This is a genomic window from Rathayibacter sp. AY1B5, assembly GCF_002932795.1.
GTDB lineage: Bacteria > Actinomycetota > Actinomycetes > Actinomycetales > Microbacteriaceae > Rathayibacter.
Window position 1 is genome coordinate 102,681 of sequence record NZ_PSWM01000008.1, and the last position, 20,027, is coordinate 122,707.

The following is a 20,027-nucleotide window of genomic DNA, read 5'->3' on the forward strand; positions in this document are numbered from 1 at the left end:
TCGCGCCGTCCTCTCCCTCGGACACTGCTTTCAGAGAGGAATGCACTCCATGAAGTTCTCCCGCGGCATCACCACGCTGGCCGCCGCCGGCATCATCTCCCTCGGCCTCGCGGCCTGTTCCGCGAGCCCCGCCAACTCCGGAGGCGCCGCTGCCGGCGCCGGCGCGGAAGGCGACTGCTCCGTCGGCATCTCGATGCCGACCCGCAGCCTCGAGCGCTGGATCAACGACGGCGAAGGCCTGCAGAAGCAGCTCGAGGGCGAGGACTGCACCGTCGACCTCCAGTACGCCGACAACAAGACCGATCAGCAGATCTCGCAGATCCAGAACCAGATCGCCGGCGGCTCCAAGATCCTGGTCATCGCCGCGATCGACGGCGAGGCGCTCGCGCCCGTCCTCGCCGAGGCGAAGAAGCAGAACGCCACCGTCATCGCCTACGACCGTCTCATCAACGGCACCGCGGACGTCGACTACTACGCGACCTTCGACAACTACAAGGTCGGCCAGCTCCAGGGCCAGTACATCGAGTCGACCCTCGACCTGAAGAACGCCGCGGGCCCCTTCACCCTCGAGCCCTTCGCCGGCAGCCCCGACGACAACAACGCGAAGTTCTTCTTCTCCGGCGCGTGGGACGTCCTGCAGCCCTACATCGAGAGCGGGAAGCTCACCGTCCCCTCGGGCAAGTCGCCCGCCTCGGACGACGACTGGGCCTCGATCGGCATCCAGGGCTGGGCCTCCGACAAGGCGCAGTCCGAGATGGACAACCGCCTCTCCTCCTTCTACACCGGCGGCCAGAAGGTCGACGTCGTGCTCTCCCCCAACGACAGCCTGGCCATCGGCATCGAGGCCTCGCTGAAGTCGGCCGGCTACACCCCCGGCGCCGACTACCCGGTCATCACCGGCCAGGACGCCGACAAGGCCAACGTCAAGGCGATCCTCGCCGACGAGCAGTCCATGACGGTCTGGAAGGACACCCGCACCCTCGGCGACCGCGTCTTCCAGATGGTGCAGTCGATCGTCGCGGGCGAGGAGCCCGAGGTCAACGACACCGAGACCTACGACAACGGCGAGAAGGTCGTCCCGTCCTACCTGCTGGAGCCGCAGGTCGTCACGAAGGACGACGTGCAGTCGGTCCTCGTCGACTCCGGCTTCCTCAAGGCCGGCGACGTCGGACTCTGATCCGTCGGGCGGGGGCGGGGAGGAGCGGTCCTCCCCGCCCCCGCCTCCCCGTCCGCACACCACTCCCCCCCCCCCAACGAAGTGAGGCCCTGTTGGCCAGTCCCATCCTCATCATGCGCGACATCGTCAAGGAGTTCGGCGGCGGCGTCCGCGCTCTCGACGGCGTCTCGCTCTCGGTCCAGCCCGGCGAGGTCCACGCCATCTGCGGCGAGAACGGCGCCGGCAAGTCGACCCTGATGAAAGTCCTCTCCGGCGTCTACCCGTACGGCAGCTTCGAGGGCACCATCGAGTTCGAGGGCGAGGAGGCGCAGTACCGGTCGATCAACGACAGCGAGGCCGACGGCATCGTGATCATCCACCAGGAGCTCGCCCTCAGCCCCTACCTCTCCATCGCCGAGAACATCTTCCTCGGCAACGAGAAGTCGACCCGCGGCGTCATCAACTGGAACGCGACCAACGCGGAGGCGGCGAAGCTGCTCGCCCGCGTCGGCCTCGCCGAGAGCCCCGCGACCAAGATCCTCGAGCTCGGCGTCGGCAAGCAGCAGCTCGTCGAGATCGCCAAGGCCCTCGCCAAGGAGGTGAAGCTCCTCATCCTCGACGAGCCCACCGCCGCCCTCAACGACGAGGACAGCGACCACCTGCTGGGCCTGATCGACCAGCTCCGCAAGCAGGGCATCACCTGCATCATCATCAGCCACAAGCTGAAGGAGATCCGCGCCATCGCGGACACCGTCACGATCATCCGCGACGGCCGCACCATCGAGAGCTTCCCGATGGCCGGCGAGGAGGCGTCCGAGAGCCGGATCATCCGCGCGATGGTCGGCCGCGACCTCAACAGCATGTTCCCGCCGCGCGACCCGCAGATCGGCGAGGAGAAGCTGCGCGTCGAGAACTGGACGGTCCACCACCCGGTCGACATCGACCGCGTGGTCGTCGACGACGCCTCCTTCACCGTCCGCGCCGGCGAGATCGTCGGCTTCGCGGGCCTGATGGGCGCCGGCCGCACCGAGCTCGCGATGAGCATCTTCGGGAGGAGCTACGGCACCGGCATCTCCGGCCGTGTCTTCAAGGACGGCAAGGAGATCCAGACCCGCACCGTCGACGAGGCGATCCGCAACGGCCTCGCCTACGCGACCGAGGACCGCAAGCGCTACGGGCTCAACCTCATCGGCGACATCACCGTCAACGTCTCGGCCGCCGCGCTCTCGCGCCTGGCCCGGCTCGGCGTGATCGACAAGCACCGCGAGTACAAGGTCGCCGACTCGTACCGCTCGAAGATGAACATCAAGGCGCCGACCGTCTCGGCCGTCACGGGGAAGCTCTCCGGCGGCAACCAGCAGAAGGTCGTCCTCTCGAAGTGGATCTTCTCCGGTCCCGACGTGCTGATCCTCGACGAGCCCACCCGCGGCATCGACGTGGGAGCCAAGTACGAGATCTACGGGATCATCAACGAGCTCGCGGCCCAGGGCAAGGCGGTCGTCGTCATCTCGTCCGAGCTGCCCGAGCTGATCGGCCTCGCCGACCGCATCTACACCATCTCCGAGGGACGGATCACGGGCGAGATCGATCGCGCCGACGCCACCCAGGAGCACCTCATGCACTACATGACCGCCGGAAAGGAACAGGCCCGATGAGCGCCACGACCACCACAGCTCCGGCAGGGACACCCGCCGACACGCCCTCCACCCCGCCCAAGCGCTCGCGCCGGCTGACCATCAACCTCCGGCAGTACGGCATCCTCGCCGCGCTGGCCATCATCATCCTGCTCTTCCAGGTGCTGACCGGCGGGCGCCTGCTCCTGCCCGGCAACGTCAACAACCTGATCCAGCAGAACGCCTACGTGCTGATCCTCGCGATCGGCATGGTGATGGTGATCATCGCCGGCCACATCGACCTCTCGGTCGGCTCGGTCGTGGCGATGGTCGGCGCCATCTCGGCGATCGCGATGAACAACTGGGGCCTGCCCTGGTGGGCGGCCGTCATCGTCGCCCTCGTCACCGGCGCCGCCGTCGGAGCCTGGCAGGGCTTCTGGGTCGCCTTCGTCGGCATACCGGCGTTCATCGTGACCCTCGCGGGCATGCTGATCTTCCGCGGCTTCACCCTCGTCCTCCTCACCGGCGGAACGATCAACGGCCTCCCCACCGAGTTCACCGCGATCGGCGCCGGCTGGCTGCCGGGCGTCCTCGGAGGCATCGCCGGGCGCGACGCGCTCACCCTGGTCCTCGGCCTGATCGTCTGCGTCGTGCTCGTGGCCCAGCAGCTCCGCAGCCGCGCGACTCTCCGCCGCCTCGAGCTGCCCCGCGAGCCCATCGGCTCGCTGGTCGCGAAGTCGGCCATCGCCGTCATCGCGATCATGGCTCTGGCCTGGCTGCTCGCCGGCTACAGCGGGACCCCGATCATCCTGATCGTGCTCGCCGTGCTGATCCTCGCCTACAGCTTCGTGCTCGGCCGGACGGTCTTCGGCCGCCACATCTACGCGATGGGCGGCAACCTGTTCGCCGCGATGATGTCCGGCGTCAAGACGAAGTGGGTCAACTTCTTCATCTTCGTCAACATGGGCGCACTGGCCGGAGTCGCGGGCATCGTCAGCACCGCCCGTGCCGGCGGTGCGGTCGCCTCGGCCGGACAGAACTACGAGCTGGACGCGATCGCCGCGGTCTTCATCGGCGGCGCCGCCGTCCAGGGAGGCGTGGGCACCGTCGTCGGAGCCGTCATCGGCGGACTCGTGATGGGCGTGCTCAACATGGGCCTGTCCATCCTCTCGGTCGACGCGGCCTGGCAGATGGCGATCAAGGGCTTCGTGCTCCTGCTCGCGGTGGCGTTCGACATCTTCAACAAGCGCCGCGCCGGCGGCCGCTAGCGAGACCGCAACCTCCAGCGAGACGTTCGGAACCTCGCAGGGTGGCGGGCGCGCAGCACGCGGCTCCGGGCAGCGAGCGGAGGGGCGGGCGGGCCGGCTCCGGCCGCTGAGCGAAGTCGGGGGGACGCTCGCGGTCCTTTCTTCTACAGTTCTCGGGCGCGGCTTTCCTTCGGGAGGCCGCGCCCGAGTGCATCCGAGACCCGTCCGGGTCCAGCGACAGACAGGCGCGATCATGGCAGGAGCAGTCGGAGCCTCCAGCAACGCGCTGCTGCGCCGCACGAACCTGGCGAGTCTCGCGACGCTGGTGCACCGCTCCGGGCCCACCAGCCGCGCCGAGCTCGGCCGCCTCACCGGGCTGAACCGCTCCGCCGTCGCGAACCTCGTCGGCGAGCTGAGCGAGCTCGGCTGGGTCTCGGAGGAGACCACCGCGCCCGACGGCCGCATCGGCCGCCCCAGCGCCACCGTCGTCCCCGGCGACCGGTTCGCCGCCGTCGGCGTCCACCTCGACACCGACGCGATCATCGTCGGCCTGGTCGGCCTGCACGGCGAGCTGCTGCGCCGCGTCCGCTTCGACACCCCGAAGCCCGCGAGCCCCGCCACGGTGGTCCGCGTCGTCACCGGGATCGTCGAGGGCTTCCGGTCCGAGCGGGAGTCGCTGCGCACGCTGGTCGGCGCGGGCGTCGCCGTCCCCGGCCTGGTCCAGGCCGACTCCGGCTTCGTCCACCGCGCCCCGCACCTGGGCTGGCGCGACGTCGACCTCGCCACCCAGCTGAGCCGGGCCCTCGACCTCCCGGTCGCCGTCGGCAACGACGCGACCCTCGGCGCCATCGGCGAGTCCCTCTTCGGAGCCGCGCACGGCGTGGCCGACGTCGTCTACGTCACCGGCGGCGCCGGCGGCATCGGCGGAGGAGTCATCATCGGCGGCGTCCCGCTCCAGGGCTCCTCGGGGTTCGCGGCCGAGCTGGGCCACACCCTCGTCGTCACGAACGGCCGCCTCTGCGGCTGCGGCCGGCGCGGCTGCCTCGAGGCCGAGGTCCGGATGCGCTCCCTCCTCGACGTCCTCGGCGCCCGCGTCCTCGACCAGGACGAGCTCGACATCGCCCTGGGCACCTCCCGCGACCCCGCCGTCCTGGGCGAGGTCGCCCGCCAGGTCGACCTGCTCTCGGAGGGCCTGTCCACCTACATCAACCTCTTCAACCCCACCGCGGTCGTGCTCGGCGGCTTCCTCGGCTCGCTGCTCACCGTCGACCGCGAGCGCCTCGCCGCCCGCGTCTCCGCCCGCGCCCTGAGCGACCTCGCGCGCGGCGTGCGGATCGAGCGCGCGGCTCTGCGCTCCAGGCTGGAACTCGTCGGTGCCGCGGAGCTACCCTGGCGGCGGGCGCTGGCGGATCCCGCCGCCGTCACCGGGGGCGCGCAGCCGCCGGGTGGGAGCAGCAGCCGCGAGGACGCCCTGGGCGCCCGCGCCTGACCCCGGCACTCGAGTGCCGGCACCGCGTCGAGGAGGACGAGCATGGCCGACTGGAACGACACGATCATCGAGGAGTTCCGCGCGAACGGCGGGACCGTGACCACGGGCGGCTTCGGGAGGAGCCTCGTGCTGGTGCACCACCGCGGCGCCCGCTCCGGGGAGGAGCGCGTGACTCCGCTGATGGCGCTGCACCCCTCCGACGACGTCTGGCTGCTCGCCGCGTCCGCGGCGGGCGCGCCGAAGCACCCCGCCTGGTTCCACAACCTGGTCGCCCACCCGGACCTGGCGATCGAGACCCCCGACGACGGCACGGTCGACGTCCGGGCCCGCGTCCTCACCGGGGAGGAGCGCGACGCCGGCTGGGCCCGCTTCACCACCGCCTCCGCCGGCTTCCTCGACTACGAGAAGCGCACCACCCGCACGATCCCCGTCGTGGAGCTCACTCGCCGCTGACCGCGGGCTCCGGTGCGATCTGCAGGAGATCCGCGTCTTCCGTCCCCGATCGATCGGAGGAGAGCGCTCCCGCGCGGATCCCCTGCACATCGCACCGACCCCGGCAGGCCGGACGGCAGGCGGCCTCGCCCCCGACACGACGAAGCCCCCGACCGGACATCCGATCGGGGGCTCGTCATCTGGTGCGCGAGGGGGGAGTTGAACCCCCACGCCCTTTCGGGCACACGGACCTGAACCGTGCGCGTCTGCCTATTCCGCCACTCGCGCTCACCAGCGGCACCGAAGCGCCGACGAGAAATCGTAGCATCCCCCGGCCCCGGAGCCGAACCGGCACCCGCCGCCCCGGGCCGTCGCTCCCCCGGGAGCGGGCACCGGGCCGCCGCGGAGAGAGCGCGCACACGGCTCTCCGGCCGCGAAACCACTGCGGAGGATCGCGCATCCAGACCATCCCAGTAACATGCCCGTAGCCGTGCGCGGCGCAGACCAAGACGAGGAAGCGGCGACGGGCGCGCAGACATCTCGATCCGTGCGCGACCGCCGAGAAGGCGAAGAACCGGAAGATCGGAAGACTGTGGGCATACTGGACAACTTCGAGAAGGGACTCGAGCGCGTCGTCAACGGCGCGTTCGCGCGGACCTTCAAGTCGGGTCTGCAGCCGGTCGAGCTCGCCTCCGCCCTCCGCCGGGAGCTCGACACCAGCGCCGCCGTGGTCAGCCGCGACCGCATCCTCGTCCCCAACAGCCTCGTCCTGCGGATGTCCGCGACCGACCTCGACCGGATGCAGCGCCTCGGCGCCACGCTGATCGACGAGCTCACCACGGTCGCCACCGAGCACGCCACCAAGCAGGGGTTCCGCTTCCCCGGCCCGATCGACATCTCGCTCGCCGTCGATCCGGCGCTCAGCGACGGCATGGTCGAGGTCGACTCCCGCAGCGTGAAGGGCACCGTCGCCTACACGCCCGTCCTCGACATCGACGGCCGACGCCACCCGATCACCAGGGCGCGCACCGTCATCGGCCGCGGCAGCGACGCCGACATCACCGTCGACGACTCGGGCACGTCCCGCAAGCACGTGGAGATCCTCTGGGACGGCTCCCGCGCCCAGGTGCACGACCTCGGGTCCACGAACGGCTCCACCCTCGACGGCCGGCCCGTCACGCAGGCGCCCCTGGCCCCCGAGCAGACCATCACGATCGGGCGCACCTCGATCGTCTACCGCGTCGTGCAGGGCTCCGCGCCCGCACGCTCCGACCGCCCGTCGTCCGGCAGGGCAGCCGGACGCGGCTCCGAGGGATTCTGGGACGACCGGCTATGAGCGAGCTCACTCTCTTCCTCCTGCGCATCGCGTTCCTCGCGCTGCTGTGGTTCTTCGTGTTCGGCATCGTCTACGCGCTGCGCTCCGACCTGTTCGGGCAGCGCGTGCGCAAGCTGCCGCCCGGCGCGCAGGCCGCGTCGCCCGAGGCCCCGTTCGTGACGGCGGCCCAGCCCGTGGTCGCCGCGGCCGCCCCGGCTCCCGCGCCCGCGCAGCCCGCCTCCCCGTCGGCCCCCTCGGCCCGGAGGAGCCGCGAGGCCGCCGCCGAGCGCGCCGAGCAGGGAGGCGCGGCCACGGTCCACACGGCGCAGCGCCTCGTGATCACCTCGGGCCCCAAGCGGGGCACCGAGCTCGAGCTGACCGGCGACCCGCTGACGATCGGCCGCTCCGCCGAGTCGACGCTGGTCATCCGCGACGACTACACCTCGACCCACCACGCGCGCCTGCTCCTCTGGAACGACGAGTGGATGATCCAGGACCTCGACTCCACCAACGGCACCTTCCTCGACGGCCGCCGTGTCGGCGCGCCCACCAAGGTGCCGCTGGACACGCCCGTGAAGGTCGGCACCACCACCTTCGAACTGCGGCGGTCGTAGCGCGTGGCCCCCACTCCGGAGAGCGGCTCCGGCCACGGCGCGGTGCGCGAGAGCGCCGCCGTCTCGCACGTCGGCAGGATCCGCTCCAACAACCAGGACTCCGGCTACGCGGGCCGGCAGCTCTTCGTCGTCGCCGACGGCATGGGCGGCCACGCGGGCGGCGACGTCGCCTCCTCCATCGCGATCAAGCGCATCGCGGAGGCCGACCGCGTCTACGCCTCCACCTACGAGGCCGAGGACGAGCTCAAGCGCACCCTGCTCGCGGCCAACACCCTGCTGGCCGACGCCGTGGTCGACCACCCCGAGCTCACCGGCATGGGCACCACCGTCAGCGCGATCGCCCGCGTCGGCGAGTCCGTGGCGATCGCGCACATCGGCGACTCCCGCATCTACGTCCTCCGCGACGGCAGGCTCGAGCAGGTCACGACCGACCACACCTTCGTGCAGCGCCTGGTCGACTCCGGCCGCATCACGGAGGAGGAGGCGATGACGCACCCGCGCCGCTCCGTCCTGATGCGGGTCCTCGGCGACGTGCACACCAATCCCGAGATCGACACGCTGACGCTCGAGACCGAGCCGCACGACCGCTGGCTGATCTGCTCCGACGGCCTCTCCGGCGTCGTCCCGCACGACGAGATCCTCAAGGAGCTCAGCCGCGACGAGACCGCGCAGCAGGTGGCCGACCGCCTGATCCGCGACAGCCTCTCGCACGGCGCCCCCGACAACGTCACCGTCGTCGTCCTCGACATCCCCGGGGCGGGCGACACCGCGCGGATCCTCGCCCCCGTGGAGGAGCCGGTGGTCGTCGGATCCGCCGCCGCGCCCACGCCCTTCAGCACCGACGACTCCCAGAACCGCGTCCGGATCCCCGGCCTCCGCCTGCACCCCCGCGCTCCCGCCGCGCAGGGCCCCACCCACTTCGAGCCCGCGTCCGAGGACTACCTCGACGAGCTGATCGAGGAGGACCGCCGCCGGCACCTGCGCCGCCGCGTCACCTGGCTCGTCGGCCTGTCCCTCGTGCTCATCATCGGCTTCCTCGGGATCCTCTTCGCCTACGACTGGACGCAGTCGCGCTTCTACGTCGGCACCGACGGGGACACCGTGATCATCTATCAGGGCATCCAGCAGTCGGTCGGCCCGCTCTCGCTCTCGGAGGTGAAGGAGGACACGGGCATCCCGCTCGACTCCCTCCGCGCCTACGACGTGGAGCAGCTGGAGCAGACGATCAGCGCCGACTCCTACGCCGGCGCGGTCGACATCGTCGAGCGCCTCACGGACGCGAACGGAGCACCATGACGGACGCCGCCACGGCCACGGCCCGCCCCGCCCCCGAGCGGCAGGGCTTCTTCCGCCAGAAGCTGCGCAATCTCGAGCTCCTGCTCCTGATCGGCGCCTGCCTGATCGACGCCGGCGCGATCGTGCTCGTGCAGCTCGGCGCCCTAGGCTCGATCGACACCACGCTGGTCTCGCTGGGCGCCGGCCTCTCGGCGCTCGTGCTCGCCGTGCACGTCGTGCTGCGGTTCGCGGCTCCGGCCGCCGACCCCTTCCTCCTCCCGATCGCCACCGTGCTGAACGGCCTGGGCGTCGCCGAGATCTACCGGATCGACATCGCCGACGGCGCGACCGGCTGGGAGTCGGTGGCGGTGCGGCAGATCTTCTGGAGCGCCCTGGCCGTCGTGGCGGCGATCGTGGTGCTGCTGGTCATCCGCAACCACCGCGTGCTGTTCCGCTACACCTACGTCGCCGGGTTCGCGGCGATCGTGCTGCTCCTGCTGCCGCTCCTGCCCTTCATCGGCCGCGAGGTCAGCGGTGCGCGCGTCTGGATCGGGATCGGCGACGTGGCGAGCTTCCAGCCCGGAGAGATCGCCAAGATCGCCCTCGCGATCTTCTTCGCCGGCTACCTCGTGCGCAACCGCGACTCCCTCTCGATGGTGGGCCGCACCGTCCTCGGGATGCGCTTCCCGCGCCTGCGCGACCTCGGCCCGATTCTGGTGGTCTGGGCCGTCACGATGGGCGTCATCGTCTTCCAGCGCGACCTCGGGACGGCGCTGCTCTACTTCGGCCTGTTCCTGGTCATGCTCTACGTCGCGACCGGCCGCACCAGCTGGGTCCTCATCGGCGTCGGCCTGTTCCTCGGCGGTGCGCTCCTGGCGAGCCAGACGCTCGACTACGTCGGCAACCGCTTCGCGAACTGGCTCGAGCCCTTCAGCGCCGAGCGCTACGGGGCGGATCCGGGCGGCAGCTACCAGCTCGTGCAGGGCCTCTTCGGCCTCGCGCACGGCGGGCTCCTCGGCACGGGCCTCGGCCAGGGGATGCCGGACCTCACGCCGGTCCCGCAGTCCGACTACATCATCGCCAGCCTCGGCGAGGAGCTGGGTCTCGCCGGGCTGTTCGCGATCTTCGGCCTCTACCTCCTGCTGGTCTCGCGCGGGTTCCGCATCGGCTTCGCCGGGCAGGACGACTTCGGGCGCCTCCTGGGAGTCGGCCTCTCGTTCGTGATCGCCCTGCAGTGCTTCATCGTCATCGGAGGCGTCACCCGCGTCATCCCGCTGACCGGCCTGACCACGCCGTTCCTCGCCGCCGGCGGCTCCTCCCTCGTGGCGAACTGGATGATCGTGGCGGTGCTGCTGCGCCTGTCCGACACAGTCCGCAGTCAGCCTCGTCTGGTGGTGTGATCCGTCGATGAACCGAGAACTCAAACGGGTGAGCCTCGTCGTGCTGACGATGTTCGTGGCCCTCTTCCTCTCCACCACCACCATCCAGGTGATCCAGGCCGACTCCCTCGTCGAGGACGGCCGCAACACGCGGACCCTCTACGAGAGCTTCTCGACCGAGCGCGGAGCGATCCTCGCCGGCGGTCAGCCGATCGCCTCCTCGACGCCGTCGGACGACCTGTACAAGTTCCAGCGGCAGTACGCGAACGGCCCGCTCTACTCCGCCGTGACCGGCTACTTCACGCTGAACCAGGGGACCACCGGCATCGAGCGCACGCTCAACGACTACCTCTCGGGCACCTCGAACTCGCAGTTCTTCGACGAGATCAACAACCTCGTCACGGGCCAGGACCCGAAGGGCGCCTCGGTCGAGCTCTCGATCGACCCGGTCGCCCAGCAGGCCGCCTTCGACGCGCTCGGCGACTACACGGGGGCCGTCGTCGTGACGGAGCCGGCCACCGGCCGCATCCTCGCGATGGTCTCGAAGCCCACCTTCGACCCGACTGCGCTGGCCTCCCACGACACCGACGACGTCCTCGCCGCCTACCGGGCGCTGAACGACGACTCCTCCGAGCCCCTCGTGAACCGGGCGATCGGCGGCTCGCTCAACCCGCCCGGCTCCGTCTTCAAGCTCGTCGTCGCCTCGGCCGCCCTCGAGTCCGGCCGCTTCACCGCAGACTCGAGCTTCCCCAACGTCGAGGCGTACACGCTGCCCGGCTCCTCCTCTCAGGTGATCAACTCCGGAGGCGGTCTCTGCGGCTCCGGCGACACGGTCACCCTGGCGACCGCGGTCTCGCTCTCCTGCAACGTCCCGATGGCCGAGATGGGCGTGCAGCTGGGAGCGGACGCCATCCGCTCGCAGGCCGAGAAGTTCGGCTTCGACACCGAGCTCGAGATCCCGATGTCGGTCGAGGCGAGCACCTACCCGACGAAGACGGACGACGCCCAGACGGCCCTCACCGCCTTCGGGCAGTACGAGGTGCGCGCGACGCCGCTGCAGATCGCCATGGTCTCCGCGGCGATCGCGAACGGCGGCGAGGTGATGCAGCCGAACCTGGTCGACTCGATCCGCTCGCAGGACCTCAGCGTCCTGCAGCAGTTCCAGGAGAAGTCGCTCGGCCGGGCGGTGAGCACGCAGACCGCGGACGCCGTCAAGGCCATGATGGTCGCCAGCGTCCAGGGCGGCGCGGCGACGAATGCAACAATAGGGGGCGTCACAGTGGCCGGTAAGACCGGTACCGCCGAGAACGACGACGACGATCCATACACCCTCTGGTTCACCGGATTCGCGCCTGCGGACGACCCGCAGTACGCCATCACCGTCCTCGTCGAGGACGGTGGGGGGCTCGGCCAGACCGGGTACGGCAACCTGATCGCCGCACCCATCGCACAACAGGTACTAGAGGCGGTGCTGAACAAATGAGACCCACGACAGGGCTCACCTTCGGGGGACGCTACGAGCTGCAGTCCCGGATCGCCATCGGCGGCATGGGAGAGGTGTGGCAGGCGACCGATCTCGTGATCGGCCGCACCATCGCGATCAAGATCCTGAAGGACGAGTACCTCGGCGACCCCGGCTTCCTCGAGCGCTTCCGCGCCGAGGCCCGTCACGCGGCGCTGGTCAACCACGAGGGCATCGCCAACGTCTACGACTACGGCGAGGAGGACGGCTCGGCCTACCTGGTCATGGAGCTCGTCCCCGGCGAGGCGCTCTCGACCGTCCTCGAGCGCGAGCGCGTCCTCTCGACCGACAAGGTCCTCGACATCGTCGCGCAGACCGCGCTCGCCCTGCACGCCGCGCACGCCGCGGGCCTCGTGCACCGCGACGTGAAGCCGGGCAACCTGCTCATCACGCCGGACGGCCGCGTCAAGATCACCGACTTCGGCATCGCGCGCATCGCCGACCAGGTCCCGCTGACGGCGACCGGCCAGGTCATGGGCACGGTCCAGTACCTGTCCCCGGAGCAGGCGAGCGGCCAGCCCGCCTCCCCCGCCACCGACATCTACTCGCTGGGCATCGTCGCGTACGAGTGCCTGGCCGGGCGCCGCCCCTTCACGGGCGAGTCGCAGGTCGCCATCGCGATGGCGCAGATCAACGACACCCCGCCGGAACTGCCGGTCACGGTCGCCGAGCCGGTGCGCAACCTCGTCTACTCCTGCATCGCCAAGAAGCCGGCCGACCGCCCCGCCACCGCCGCGCACCTCGCGCGGGCGGCCCAGGCGCTGCGCTCGGGCGACGTGCGCGGAGCGGCGCTGGCCGTCCCCGCGGTCCTCAGCGACCTGCCCGCGACGCAGGCGACCACGGTCCTCCCCTCCAACCAGGGCGCGACGCAGGCGACCACGGTGCTGCCCTCCGGAGCGCCCGCGGCCGCGGCCGCCGCTCCGTTCGTGCCGGTCGAGGAGCCGCTGGAGCCGGCCGAGGAGCCGCGCAGGCGCAGCCCCTGGACCTGGCCGCTGATCGCCCTCATCGTGATCCTCGCCGTCGTCATCGCGGGCACGATCTTCGCCCTGACGACCGGCGGGAGCAGCGACCCGGCCGCCTCCCCGACCGCGACGACCAGCACGGCCCCGTCGCCGACGCCGTCCGAGACTCCGAGCCCCACGCCGACGCCGACCTCGAACACGGTCGTCATCGACAAGGCCGACTACGTCGGGCGCTCCTTCGACGACGTCGAGACCGAGCTCGACGCCCTGGGCATGGGCGTCCGCCGCGCGGACGGTCCCAGCGCCCCCACCGCCGAGCAGGTCGGACTCGTCGAGGACGTGAACCCGACCGCGAACGTGGTGAAGGGCACGACCATCGAGGTCTCCGTCTTCACCGAGGTCGCGACGCCGGACGCTCCGACCGCCGTGCCGACCGTCACCCCCGCCGCCTCCAGCGTCGAGGCCGGCGCGACGTTCAACGTCACCTGGAGCAACTACAACCAGTGCCCGAGCGGAACCTCCGTGAGCGGTTACCGGCTGACCGCGACCGGCGAGGGCGCGAGCGTGACGAGCACCAACCCGTCGAACTCGACGACCGCGACGATCCAGGCCGGCACCACGGCCGGCACGATCGACGTCACGTACACCGTGCTCTGCGGCGAGTCGGAGTCGGCGGCCTCGCCGACCCTGTCCGTCACCGTCGAGGAGCCGACGCCGACCCCGGCGCCGACCCTCACCTCCAAGCCCACCGCGACGGCCACCCCTGCCGAGTAGCGGCGAGGCGCTCGGCCGGGGCACCGCTCCGGCCGGGCGCCTCGCCGCCGTCGCGTCGCGCCCCCGCCCGGAACACCAGGGGCCCGTAGGTACACTTGCCGTGGCTCCTCGGGGCCGCACCACACGGAAGTACAGGGCGGGAGCGTGCGCGTGACGGATGAGGGTCGCCTGATCGCGGGACGGTACCAGGTCGGGCCCCGGCTCGGCCGCGGCGGGATGTCCGAGGTGTACCTCGGCACCGACACCCGGCTCGGCCGCACCGTCGCGATCAAGGAGCTGAAGCTCTCCCTCTCCTCCGACTCCGCCTTCCGCCTGCGGTTCCGCCAGGAGGCGCAGTCCGCGTCGCGCATGTCGCACCCGACGATCGTCCGGGTCTTCGACGCGGGCGAGGAGGTCTCGCTCGACGACAACGGCGCCGAGTCGCGCCGGCCCTTCATCGTCATGGAGCACATCGAGGGCCGCCTGCTCAAGGACCTGATCGCCGAGGGCCCCCTCGACGTGGACGAGGCCGTCCGCATCACGGAGGGAATCCTCACCGCCCTCGAGTACTCGCACCGCGCGGGCGTCGTCCACCGCGACATCAAGCCCGGCAACATCATGCTGACCCCGTCGGGCCAGGTGAAGGTGATGGACTTCGGGATCGCCCGCGCCGTCTCCGACTCCGCCGCGACGGTCGCGCAGACCACGGCGATCCTCGGCACCGCGGCCTACTTCTCCCCCGAGCAGGCGAAGGGCGAGCAGGTCGACGCCCGCAGCGACCTGTACTCCGCCGGCATCGTGCTCTTCGAGCTCCTGACCGGTCGTGCGCCCTTCCGCGGCGACACCCCGGTGGCCGTCGCCTACCAGCACGTCAGCGAGACGCCGCCGGCGCCGAGCTCCATCAACCCCGCCGTCACGCCGGCGCTCGACGCGGTCGTCGCCCGCGCACTGTCGAAGGACCGCTACGAGCGCTTCCAGGGCGCGGCGGAGTTCCGCGACGACCTGCGCGACGCCGCCGCCGGACGCCTCCCCGACCACCGCCCGATCGACGAGCTGACCACCTCGCTCTTCGCGGCCCGCAGCCAGGGCGGTGTCAACGACTCCGAGCTCGCCCTCCGCCAGCTGGCCGAGGACAACTCGATCGTCCGCACCCAGCGCCGCCCGCCGGTCCTCTGGATCTGGTCCTCGATCGTCGTCCTCGCCGTGATCGTCGCCGCGCTCGTGATCTGGGTGCTGACCCTCCAGCCCGCATCGACGCTCCCGTCGCAGTCGCGGGAGGTCCCCACCCTCACCGAGACGACCTACGACAGCGCGCAGTCGACCCTGACCGAGCTCGACCTCGTGCCGAGCCAGGTCGCGGAGTACAGCTCCACCGTTCCCGAGGGCGAGGTGATCCGCACGGATCCGGGCTCGGGCACGATCGTCGCACCCGAGACGGTCATCCGCATCGTCGTGTCCCAGGGCCCGCAGCCCGTCGCCGTGCCGGACACCGTCGGGCAGAGCCTCGCCGAGGCCATCGACGCGCTCACCGCCGTCGGCTTCGTCGAGGGCTCCCAGACCCGCGAGAACTCGCCGACCGTCCCGGGAGACGTCGTGCTCTCCGCCTCCCCCGGAGCGGGCCAGCAGGTCGCCCCGGGCACGCCGGTCGACCTCACCGTCTCCTCGGGCCAGGTCACGCTGCCCGACCTCGTCGGGACGTCCCTCAGCAGCGCGCTGGCCACCCTCGCCTCCGAGAAGCTGCAGCTGGTGGGGGTCGAGGTCCCGGACGAGACCTGCGACGCCACCCGGGCCAACCCGCCCATCACGACTCAGTCCCTGGCTCCGGGCGACGTCCCGCAGGGATCGACCGTCCAGCTCGGCTACTGCGCGGGCTGACCCGCCCTGCAGCCCGCTGCGGCTGCGTCGTCGATCGACGGTGCTCGGCGGGATCGGGTCGTCGCTCCGCACCGGGAAGGGCCCGTCCGGTCGATGACCGTCGGGATCGATGCTCCGCGAGGCCGACGGCCCCGGGGCGCACGGCTACGCCCGGCGCGCGTCCGCGAGCGGGGGCTGGAGCCGTACGACCTCGCCGGCCACGGAACCGTCCGCGGGGCGCGCGATCCTGCCGCGGATGTCGCTCGGGGTGAGCCCCTCGCGACGCTTGAGCGCACGGCGGAGGTGGTCCGCCGACGAGAATCCGGACGCGGCGGCGATCGCCTCGAGCGGGACCTCCCGCGGGCGGCGGCGCAGCAGCTCCACGGCGCTGGCGACGCGGGAGCGCTCGATCTCGCTCGCGACCGTGGTGCCCGCGTCCTCGAACAGCCGCTGGAGGGAGCGGGTGGACACGTTGACCGCGTCGGCCACCGCCTCCGGGGTGCAGCGCGGTGTCCGGTGCGTCCGGTCGATGACCGTGCGCGCGCGCCCGAGCGTCGCGGCTCGGACGCTCGTGGTGCCGGGCTGCGAGCTCGCCGCTGCGAGGAACGCGCTGGTGAGGAGCTGCTTGACCACGTGCGCGAAGCCGGTGACCTCGCCCTCGCCGGGCAGCCCCGTCCCGGACTCCGCCGCGAGGGCGAAGGCGGTCGTGAAGGCGTAGGCGGCACGGGTGGACCGGGCGTCGGGATCGAGCGCGTAGACCGGGGCCGACGTGTCGAAGCCGTAGCGGCGCATCTCGTCGGCGCGCAGCGAGAGGCGGAGGATCGTGGCCGGAGTCGTGGACTCGGTCGTGAACGTCGTCGTCCCCTGCTGGTACGAGATCGAGCCCGGACGCAGCAGCACCGTCCGGTCCGGGGCGACCATGCGCACGAAGCCCTCGATGAGGAAGCTGAAGGTGAGGAAGGAGGTGTCGTCGGCCGGCCACGTCCCGCGGAGGACGCGCAGCGGGGAGACCGTCATCAGCACGACGCTCAGATCGGCGGTGCCGAATCCCGAACCGGTGATGCTCGGAACAGTGCCGGGTTTGACGACGATGCGCGGACCGAGATTCTCGAGTTCGCGGATTCCCGAGAAAGCCCAGGAGATCGATGCGACCATCAGGTCCCCCCGGACTTCTCTTGTGGCGCCGACCCCCTGCCGACGCCCTCTGATTATGCAGGGAAAAAGGGTCGCATCCTCCGCCGGGGACCCGTCAAATCCCGCCACCTGATCGGGGGGTGTGCAAGGGGGTGGACAAGGTCGCACGCATACCCTGTCCGGACGAGCCCTCCCGCTCACCTCCATTTAGCCGTCATGTGACGGTTTTCTGCGTGAGAACGCGCTCAGGGCGGCATCCCCTTTCGGGGGACGGTGGTCGCAGATCATTCTCACCGATCCCGACTCGATAAGCAGCCCGATAAGCCCGGCGAATTCCGCCTCACCGGGCCGGGATCGAGAGTCCGGGCGTGTCGTCGGCCGATACGGACGCTCCGCCCGACCTCACTTCGCGCAGCCAGTTCCCGAAAAGGCGCCGCCCGCCCTCAGTGAGGACCGACTCCGGATGGAACTGCACGCCGACGAGCGGCGCACTCCGGTGCCGGACGGCCATCACCACTCCCTCCGGTGTCCGCGCCGTCACCCGCAGCTCCTCGGGAAGGCTCTCGCCGTCGACCGCGAGCGAGTGGTACCGCATGGCCGCGAAGCCGGAGGGCAGGCCGTCGAAGAGCGGATCTCCGTCGTGGAGGACGGCCGACGTCCGGCCGTGCAGCAGCTCCGGTGCCTCCGTGACGGAGGCACCGAGGGCGTGGGCGAGCACCTGGTGGCCGAGGCAGACTCCGAGCAGCGGCTGCCCGGTCGCCTCCGCCCGCTGCACCAACGCCGTCGACGCGGGGACGTCCTCGGGGCGGCCCGGTCCGGGCGAGACCAGGACACCGTCCGCCTCCTCCGCGCGAGCCAGGAGCGCCGCCCTCCCGAGCTCGTCGCCCTCGACCACGTCGACCTCCGCGCCGAACTCGCGGAGGTACGAGACCAGCGTGAAGACGAAGCTGTCGTGGTGGTCGACGACCAGGATCCGCGGGGCCGCGCCGGCGGTCACGAGCCGACGGTCACGTTCCGGTCCAGCACGAGCGACTGCACCCAGGGGAACACCCACTCGTCGAGAGCGACCAGGACCGCCGCGACGAGGACGAGGACGATCAGGAGCCGGACCCACCACGGCCCGGGCAGGAGCCGCCACAGCGCTGCGTACACGGTCAGCCCTCCTGAGCCAGCGAGGCGGCGATCTCGGCGGGGGCGCCCGCGGACCGCGGCTGGAACGAGTCGAAGACGCCGTACGCGATGATGCGCTCGGCCGTCGAGTAGAGGGGGTTGCAGCTCGTCAGCGTGATCAGGCGGTCGGTCGGAGCCGCGTCCGGAGTCCACGGGACGGGGTCGATCACCTGGACGTCGGAGGGCTGGACGTACTCGAGGTTGCGGAAGCGGTAGGTGTACCAGCCGTCCGCCGTCTCGATGTAGATCGGGTCGCCGAGCTGGAGCTCGTCGATCAGGTGCATGCCTCCGCCGTACGCGCTGCGGTGCGCGGCGAGCGCGAAGTTGCCGGCCTGGCCGGGCATCTGCGTCCCCGGGTAGTGGCCGATGCTCCCCTCGTCGAGCACGTTCTCGGCGTCGATGCCCTCGGCGATCGTGCGCACCCACCCCTCGCCGTACCGCGGGATGTAGAGGTTGCCGAAGGAGGTGTCGAGGGCGGCGGCGGTCGCGATCACCGGTTCCGCCGGAGCGGCCCCGGTCGGAGCGGCCCCGGTCGGAGCGGCCCCGGTCGGCTGCGGGGCCGGAGAGGAGTCGCCCCAGGTCTCGCGGAGCTCCGCCGCCTGCGTCGTCTGCCGGCCGGCGATCACTGCGTCGTTCCACCACAGCTGCCAGGCCAGGAAGAGCAGGACCAGGACGCCGGCGGTCATCAGGAGCTCGCCGACGACTCCGAAGAACGAGAGTCGTCGGACCGGGCGGGCCCTCCGTCGCTTCCCTCGCGGCCGCAGAGCCGCCCCGTCGGGGTTCTGGGCGGTCATGCGACGAGTCTAGGCGCGAGCCGTGACCGGCTGTGGCGCGTGCTCCGGACCTGTGGAGAGCCCTCCCCAGCCTCCGCCCGAGGAGGGCCGGTGGGACCGCTCGAGCGCCCGCACCGGCCGCTCCGCGAGCGCGCACAGCACCCGTGCAGCCCCGGCGCTCCCGGCCTGGAGCCTCCGCCCGGTACAGTGGTCGGCATGGCACGAGCGACTAAGAGCCCGAAGCCCGAGCGCGACGAAGCCCGGACCGGCGAGAACGCACCGAATCCGGTCTGGTTCAAGCCGGTGATGTTCGGCTTCATGCTGCTCGGGCTCGCCTGGATCATCGTCTTCTACGTGAGCCAGGGCACCCTGCCGATCCCCGATCTCGGCAACCTGAACATCCTGATCGGCTTCGGCATCGCGTTCATCGGCTTCCTGATGACGACGCGCTGGCGCTGAGCCTCCCCGAGTCGTGAACGATGCCCCGTCCGGTCCGCCGACGGGGCGTTCGTCGTCGGTGGAGCGGCTGCGCGCCGTCGGCTGCGTCTTCGCCGAGGAGGAGGCGGGCCTGCTCGAGGAGGCCGCCGGCTCCTCCTCCGACCTCGAGCTGCTGCTCCGCCGCCGCGAGACGGGCGAGCCCCTCGAGCAGATCCTCGGCTGGGTCGCTTTCCGCGGATTGCGCGTCCCCGTCGCACCCGGCGTCTTCGTGCCCCGCGTGCGCACCGAGTGGCTGGTCGACTGCGCCCTGGAGGTCCTCTCGGACGGCGCCGTGGTGCTCGACCTCTGCTGCGGATCCGGCGCCCTCGCCCGGTCGATCGCCGAGGAGCGGCCGGACGTCCGCCTTCTCGCGGCCGACCTCTCCCCCGCCGCCGTCGCCTGCGCCCGCCGCACGCTCGCAGGCCGCGCCGACGTCCACGAGGGCGACCTCTTCGACGCGCTTCCCGCGAGCGAGCGCGGGCGGATCGACGTCGTCGTCGTGAACGCCCCCTACGTCCCCACAGCGGCGATCGCGCTCATGCCGCCGGAGGCCCGGGTGCACGAGCCGGTGCTCACGCTCGACGGCGGCGCGGACGGGCTCGCCCTGCACCGCCGCATCGCTCAGGAGGCGGGCGCGTGGCTCGCACCGCACGGCGTCGTCGTGATCGAGGTCGGCGCGGATCAGGCCGCGGCGAGTGCCTCCGCGTTCCAGGCGGCCGGGTTCGCCACCTCGCTGCACCACGACGACGACCGTGAGGCGACAGCACTCGAGGCCGTCCGCCGGAGAACTACACCGCTGTAATTATCCCCAGCTGTGGAATCTCCTGTGGAGAACTCCGCGGTCCCCTCCACGCTGCACTCC

Annotated in this window: 18 protein-coding genes and 1 tRNA gene; 14 read left to right on the forward strand and 5 right to left on the reverse strand. The window is 71.4% G+C overall.

All coding sequences use genetic code 11. From position 1 onward, the window contains the following. Positions 1-49: 49 nt before the first annotated feature. The 5 genes from chvE to C5D44_RS07540 all read left to right on the forward strand — a co-directional run bounded on the left by chvE (position 50) and on the right by C5D44_RS07540 (position 5,958). Positions 50-1,177 (forward strand): multiple monosaccharide ABC transporter substrate-binding protein, encoded by a 1,128-nt coding sequence (chvE, locus tag C5D44_RS07520; protein WP_374954069.1) that lies wholly within the window; start codon positions 50-52, stop codon positions 1,175-1,177. Positions 1,178-1,290: 113 nt separating this feature from the next. After that, entirely contained in the window at positions 1,291-2,811 is a 1,521-nt protein-coding gene (gene mmsA, locus C5D44_RS07525; protein WP_104281298.1) for a multiple monosaccharide ABC transporter ATP-binding protein, read from the forward strand. Beyond that, positions 2,808-4,037 carry a multiple monosaccharide ABC transporter permease gene (gene mmsB / locus C5D44_RS07530; RefSeq protein ID WP_104281299.1) on the forward strand — a complete coding sequence of 410 codons (1,230 nt, stop codon included), beginning with the start codon at positions 2,808-2,810 and terminating at the stop codon, positions 4,035-4,037. Before mmsA ends, mmsB begins: the two co-directional genes overlap by 4 nt. Positions 4,038-4,269: 232 nt before the next feature. Continuing rightward, positions 4,270-5,505 carry an ROK family transcriptional regulator gene (locus C5D44_RS07535; protein ID WP_104281300.1) on the forward strand — a complete coding sequence of 412 codons (1,236 nt, stop codon included), beginning with the start codon at positions 4,270-4,272 and terminating at the stop codon, positions 5,503-5,505. A 42-nt stretch (positions 5,506-5,547) separates the two neighbouring features. Further along, the gene (locus C5D44_RS07540; RefSeq protein ID WP_104281301.1) at positions 5,548-5,958 is read left to right on the forward strand and encodes a nitroreductase/quinone reductase family protein; all 411 of its coding nucleotides are present in this window, start codon (positions 5,548-5,550) and stop codon (positions 5,956-5,958) included. Between the two features lie 180 nt (positions 5,959-6,138). On the opposite strand, the gene C5D44_RS07545 is transcribed toward C5D44_RS07540, so the two are convergent. After that, a tRNA-Leu gene (locus C5D44_RS07545) sits at positions 6,139-6,225 on the reverse strand. Between the two features lie 304 nt (positions 6,226-6,529). Between C5D44_RS07545 and C5D44_RS07550 the strand changes: the two genes are divergently transcribed. The 7 genes from C5D44_RS07550 to pknB all read left to right on the forward strand — a co-directional run bounded on the left by C5D44_RS07550 (position 6,530) and on the right by pknB (position 15,632). Continuing rightward, a complete protein-coding gene (locus C5D44_RS07550; protein ID WP_104275495.1) occupies positions 6,530-7,273 on the forward strand; it encodes a DUF3662 and FHA domain-containing protein in 744 nt (247 codons plus the stop codon). Then, positions 7,270-7,866: an FHA domain-containing protein gene (locus tag C5D44_RS07555; protein ID WP_104225776.1), complete on the forward strand. Its 597-nt coding sequence runs from the start codon at positions 7,270-7,272 to the stop codon at positions 7,864-7,866. The genes C5D44_RS07550 and C5D44_RS07555 overlap by 4 nt, the downstream gene beginning before the upstream one ends. A 3-nt stretch (positions 7,867-7,869) precedes the next feature. After that, on the forward strand, positions 7,870-9,162 hold the full coding sequence (locus C5D44_RS07560) for a Stp1/IreP family PP2C-type Ser/Thr phosphatase (protein ID WP_258065230.1): 1,293 nt from the start codon (positions 7,870-7,872) through the stop codon (positions 9,160-9,162). Further along, the gene (locus C5D44_RS07565; protein ID WP_104281302.1) at positions 9,159-10,541 is read left to right on the forward strand and encodes an FtsW/RodA/SpoVE family cell cycle protein; all 1,383 of its coding nucleotides are present in this window, start codon (positions 9,159-9,161) and stop codon (positions 10,539-10,541) included. Before C5D44_RS07560 ends, C5D44_RS07565 begins: the two co-directional genes overlap by 4 nt. Positions 10,542-10,548: 7 nt before the next feature. Continuing rightward, positions 10,549-12,003: a penicillin-binding protein 2 gene (locus C5D44_RS07570; RefSeq protein WP_104281303.1), complete on the forward strand. Its 1,455-nt coding sequence runs from the start codon at positions 10,549-10,551 to the stop codon at positions 12,001-12,003. Further along, positions 12,000-13,778: a serine/threonine-protein kinase gene (locus C5D44_RS07575; RefSeq protein ID WP_104281304.1), complete on the forward strand. Its 1,779-nt coding sequence runs from the start codon at positions 12,000-12,002 to the stop codon at positions 13,776-13,778. The genes C5D44_RS07570 and C5D44_RS07575 overlap by 4 nt, the downstream gene beginning before the upstream one ends. Before the next feature lie 150 nt (positions 13,779-13,928). Further along, a complete protein-coding gene (gene pknB, locus C5D44_RS07580) occupies positions 13,929-15,632 on the forward strand; it encodes a Stk1 family PASTA domain-containing Ser/Thr kinase (RefSeq protein WP_104222663.1) in 1,704 nt (567 codons plus the stop codon). A gap of 144 nt (positions 15,633-15,776) precedes the next feature. Here the strand turns inward: pknB and C5D44_RS07585 are convergent, their stop codons facing one another. From C5D44_RS07585 to C5D44_RS07595, 4 genes are all read right to left on the reverse strand, one after another. Beyond that, on the reverse strand, positions 15,777-16,766 hold the full coding sequence (locus C5D44_RS07585) for a helix-turn-helix domain-containing protein (protein WP_181118468.1): 990 nt from the start codon (positions 16,764-16,766) through the stop codon (positions 15,777-15,779). A 319-nt stretch (positions 16,767-17,085) separates the two neighbouring features. Continuing rightward, entirely contained in the window at positions 17,086-17,742 is a 657-nt protein-coding gene (locus C5D44_RS07590) for an aminodeoxychorismate/anthranilate synthase component II (protein ID WP_104281306.1), read from the reverse strand. Continuing rightward, positions 17,739-17,897 (reverse strand): hypothetical protein, encoded by a 159-nt coding sequence (locus tag C5D44_RS18020; RefSeq protein WP_167299010.1) that lies wholly within the window; start codon positions 17,895-17,897, stop codon positions 17,739-17,741. The genes C5D44_RS07590 and C5D44_RS18020 overlap by 4 nt, the downstream gene beginning before the upstream one ends. 2 nt (positions 17,898-17,899) lie before the next feature. Then, on the reverse strand, positions 17,900-18,709 hold the full coding sequence (locus C5D44_RS07595) for a class E sortase (protein WP_104281307.1): 810 nt from the start codon (positions 18,707-18,709) through the stop codon (positions 17,900-17,902). 195 nt (positions 18,710-18,904) lie between these two features. Between C5D44_RS07595 and C5D44_RS07600 the strand changes: the two genes are divergently transcribed. After that, positions 18,905-19,147, forward strand: a complete 243-nt coding sequence (locus tag C5D44_RS07600) for a cell division protein CrgA (RefSeq protein WP_104222667.1) — start codon at positions 18,905-18,907, stop codon at positions 19,145-19,147. A gap of 13 nt (positions 19,148-19,160) precedes the next feature. Further along, entirely contained in the window at positions 19,161-19,967 is an 807-nt protein-coding gene (locus tag C5D44_RS07605) for a putative protein N(5)-glutamine methyltransferase (protein ID WP_181118469.1), read from the forward strand. Positions 19,968-20,027 lie beyond the last annotated feature (60 nt).

Excerpts from the sequence above, each read along its gene's own strand:
- C5D44_RS07540 (WP_104281301.1), top strand. The coding sequence starts at position 5,548 with ATGGCCGACTGGAACGACACGATCATCGAGGAGTTCCGCGCGAACGGC.
- C5D44_RS07575 (WP_104281304.1), top strand. The coding sequence starts at position 12,000 with ATGAGACCCACGACAGGGCTCACCTTCGGGGGACGCTACGAGCTGCAG.
- C5D44_RS07565 (WP_104281302.1), top strand. The coding sequence starts at position 9,159 with ATGACGGACGCCGCCACGGCCACGGCCCGCCCCGCCCCCGAGCGGCAG.
- C5D44_RS07600 (WP_104222667.1), top strand. The coding sequence starts at position 18,905 with ATGGCACGAGCGACTAAGAGCCCGAAGCCCGAGCGCGACGAAGCCCGG.
- chvE (WP_374954069.1), top strand. The coding sequence starts at position 50 with ATGAAGTTCTCCCGCGGCATCACCACGCTGGCCGCCGCCGGCATCATC.
- C5D44_RS07555 (WP_104225776.1), top strand. The coding sequence starts at position 7,270 with ATGAGCGAGCTCACTCTCTTCCTCCTGCGCATCGCGTTCCTCGCGCTG.
- C5D44_RS07570 (WP_104281303.1), top strand. The coding sequence starts at position 10,549 with ATGAACCGAGAACTCAAACGGGTGAGCCTCGTCGTGCTGACGATGTTC.
- C5D44_RS07585 (WP_181118468.1), bottom strand. The coding sequence starts at position 16,766 with ATGGTCGCATCGATCTCCTGGGCTTTCTCGGGAATCCGCGAACTCGAG.
- mmsA (WP_104281298.1), top strand. The coding sequence starts at position 1,291 with ATGCGCGACATCGTCAAGGAGTTCGGCGGCGGCGTCCGCGCTCTCGAC.
- C5D44_RS07595 (WP_104281307.1), bottom strand. The coding sequence starts at position 18,709 with ATGACCGCCCAGAACCCCGACGGGGCGGCTCTGCGGCCGCGAGGGAAG.
- C5D44_RS07535 (WP_104281300.1), top strand. The coding sequence starts at position 4,270 with ATGGCAGGAGCAGTCGGAGCCTCCAGCAACGCGCTGCTGCGCCGCACG.
- mmsB (WP_104281299.1), top strand. The coding sequence starts at position 2,808 with ATGAGCGCCACGACCACCACAGCTCCGGCAGGGACACCCGCCGACACG.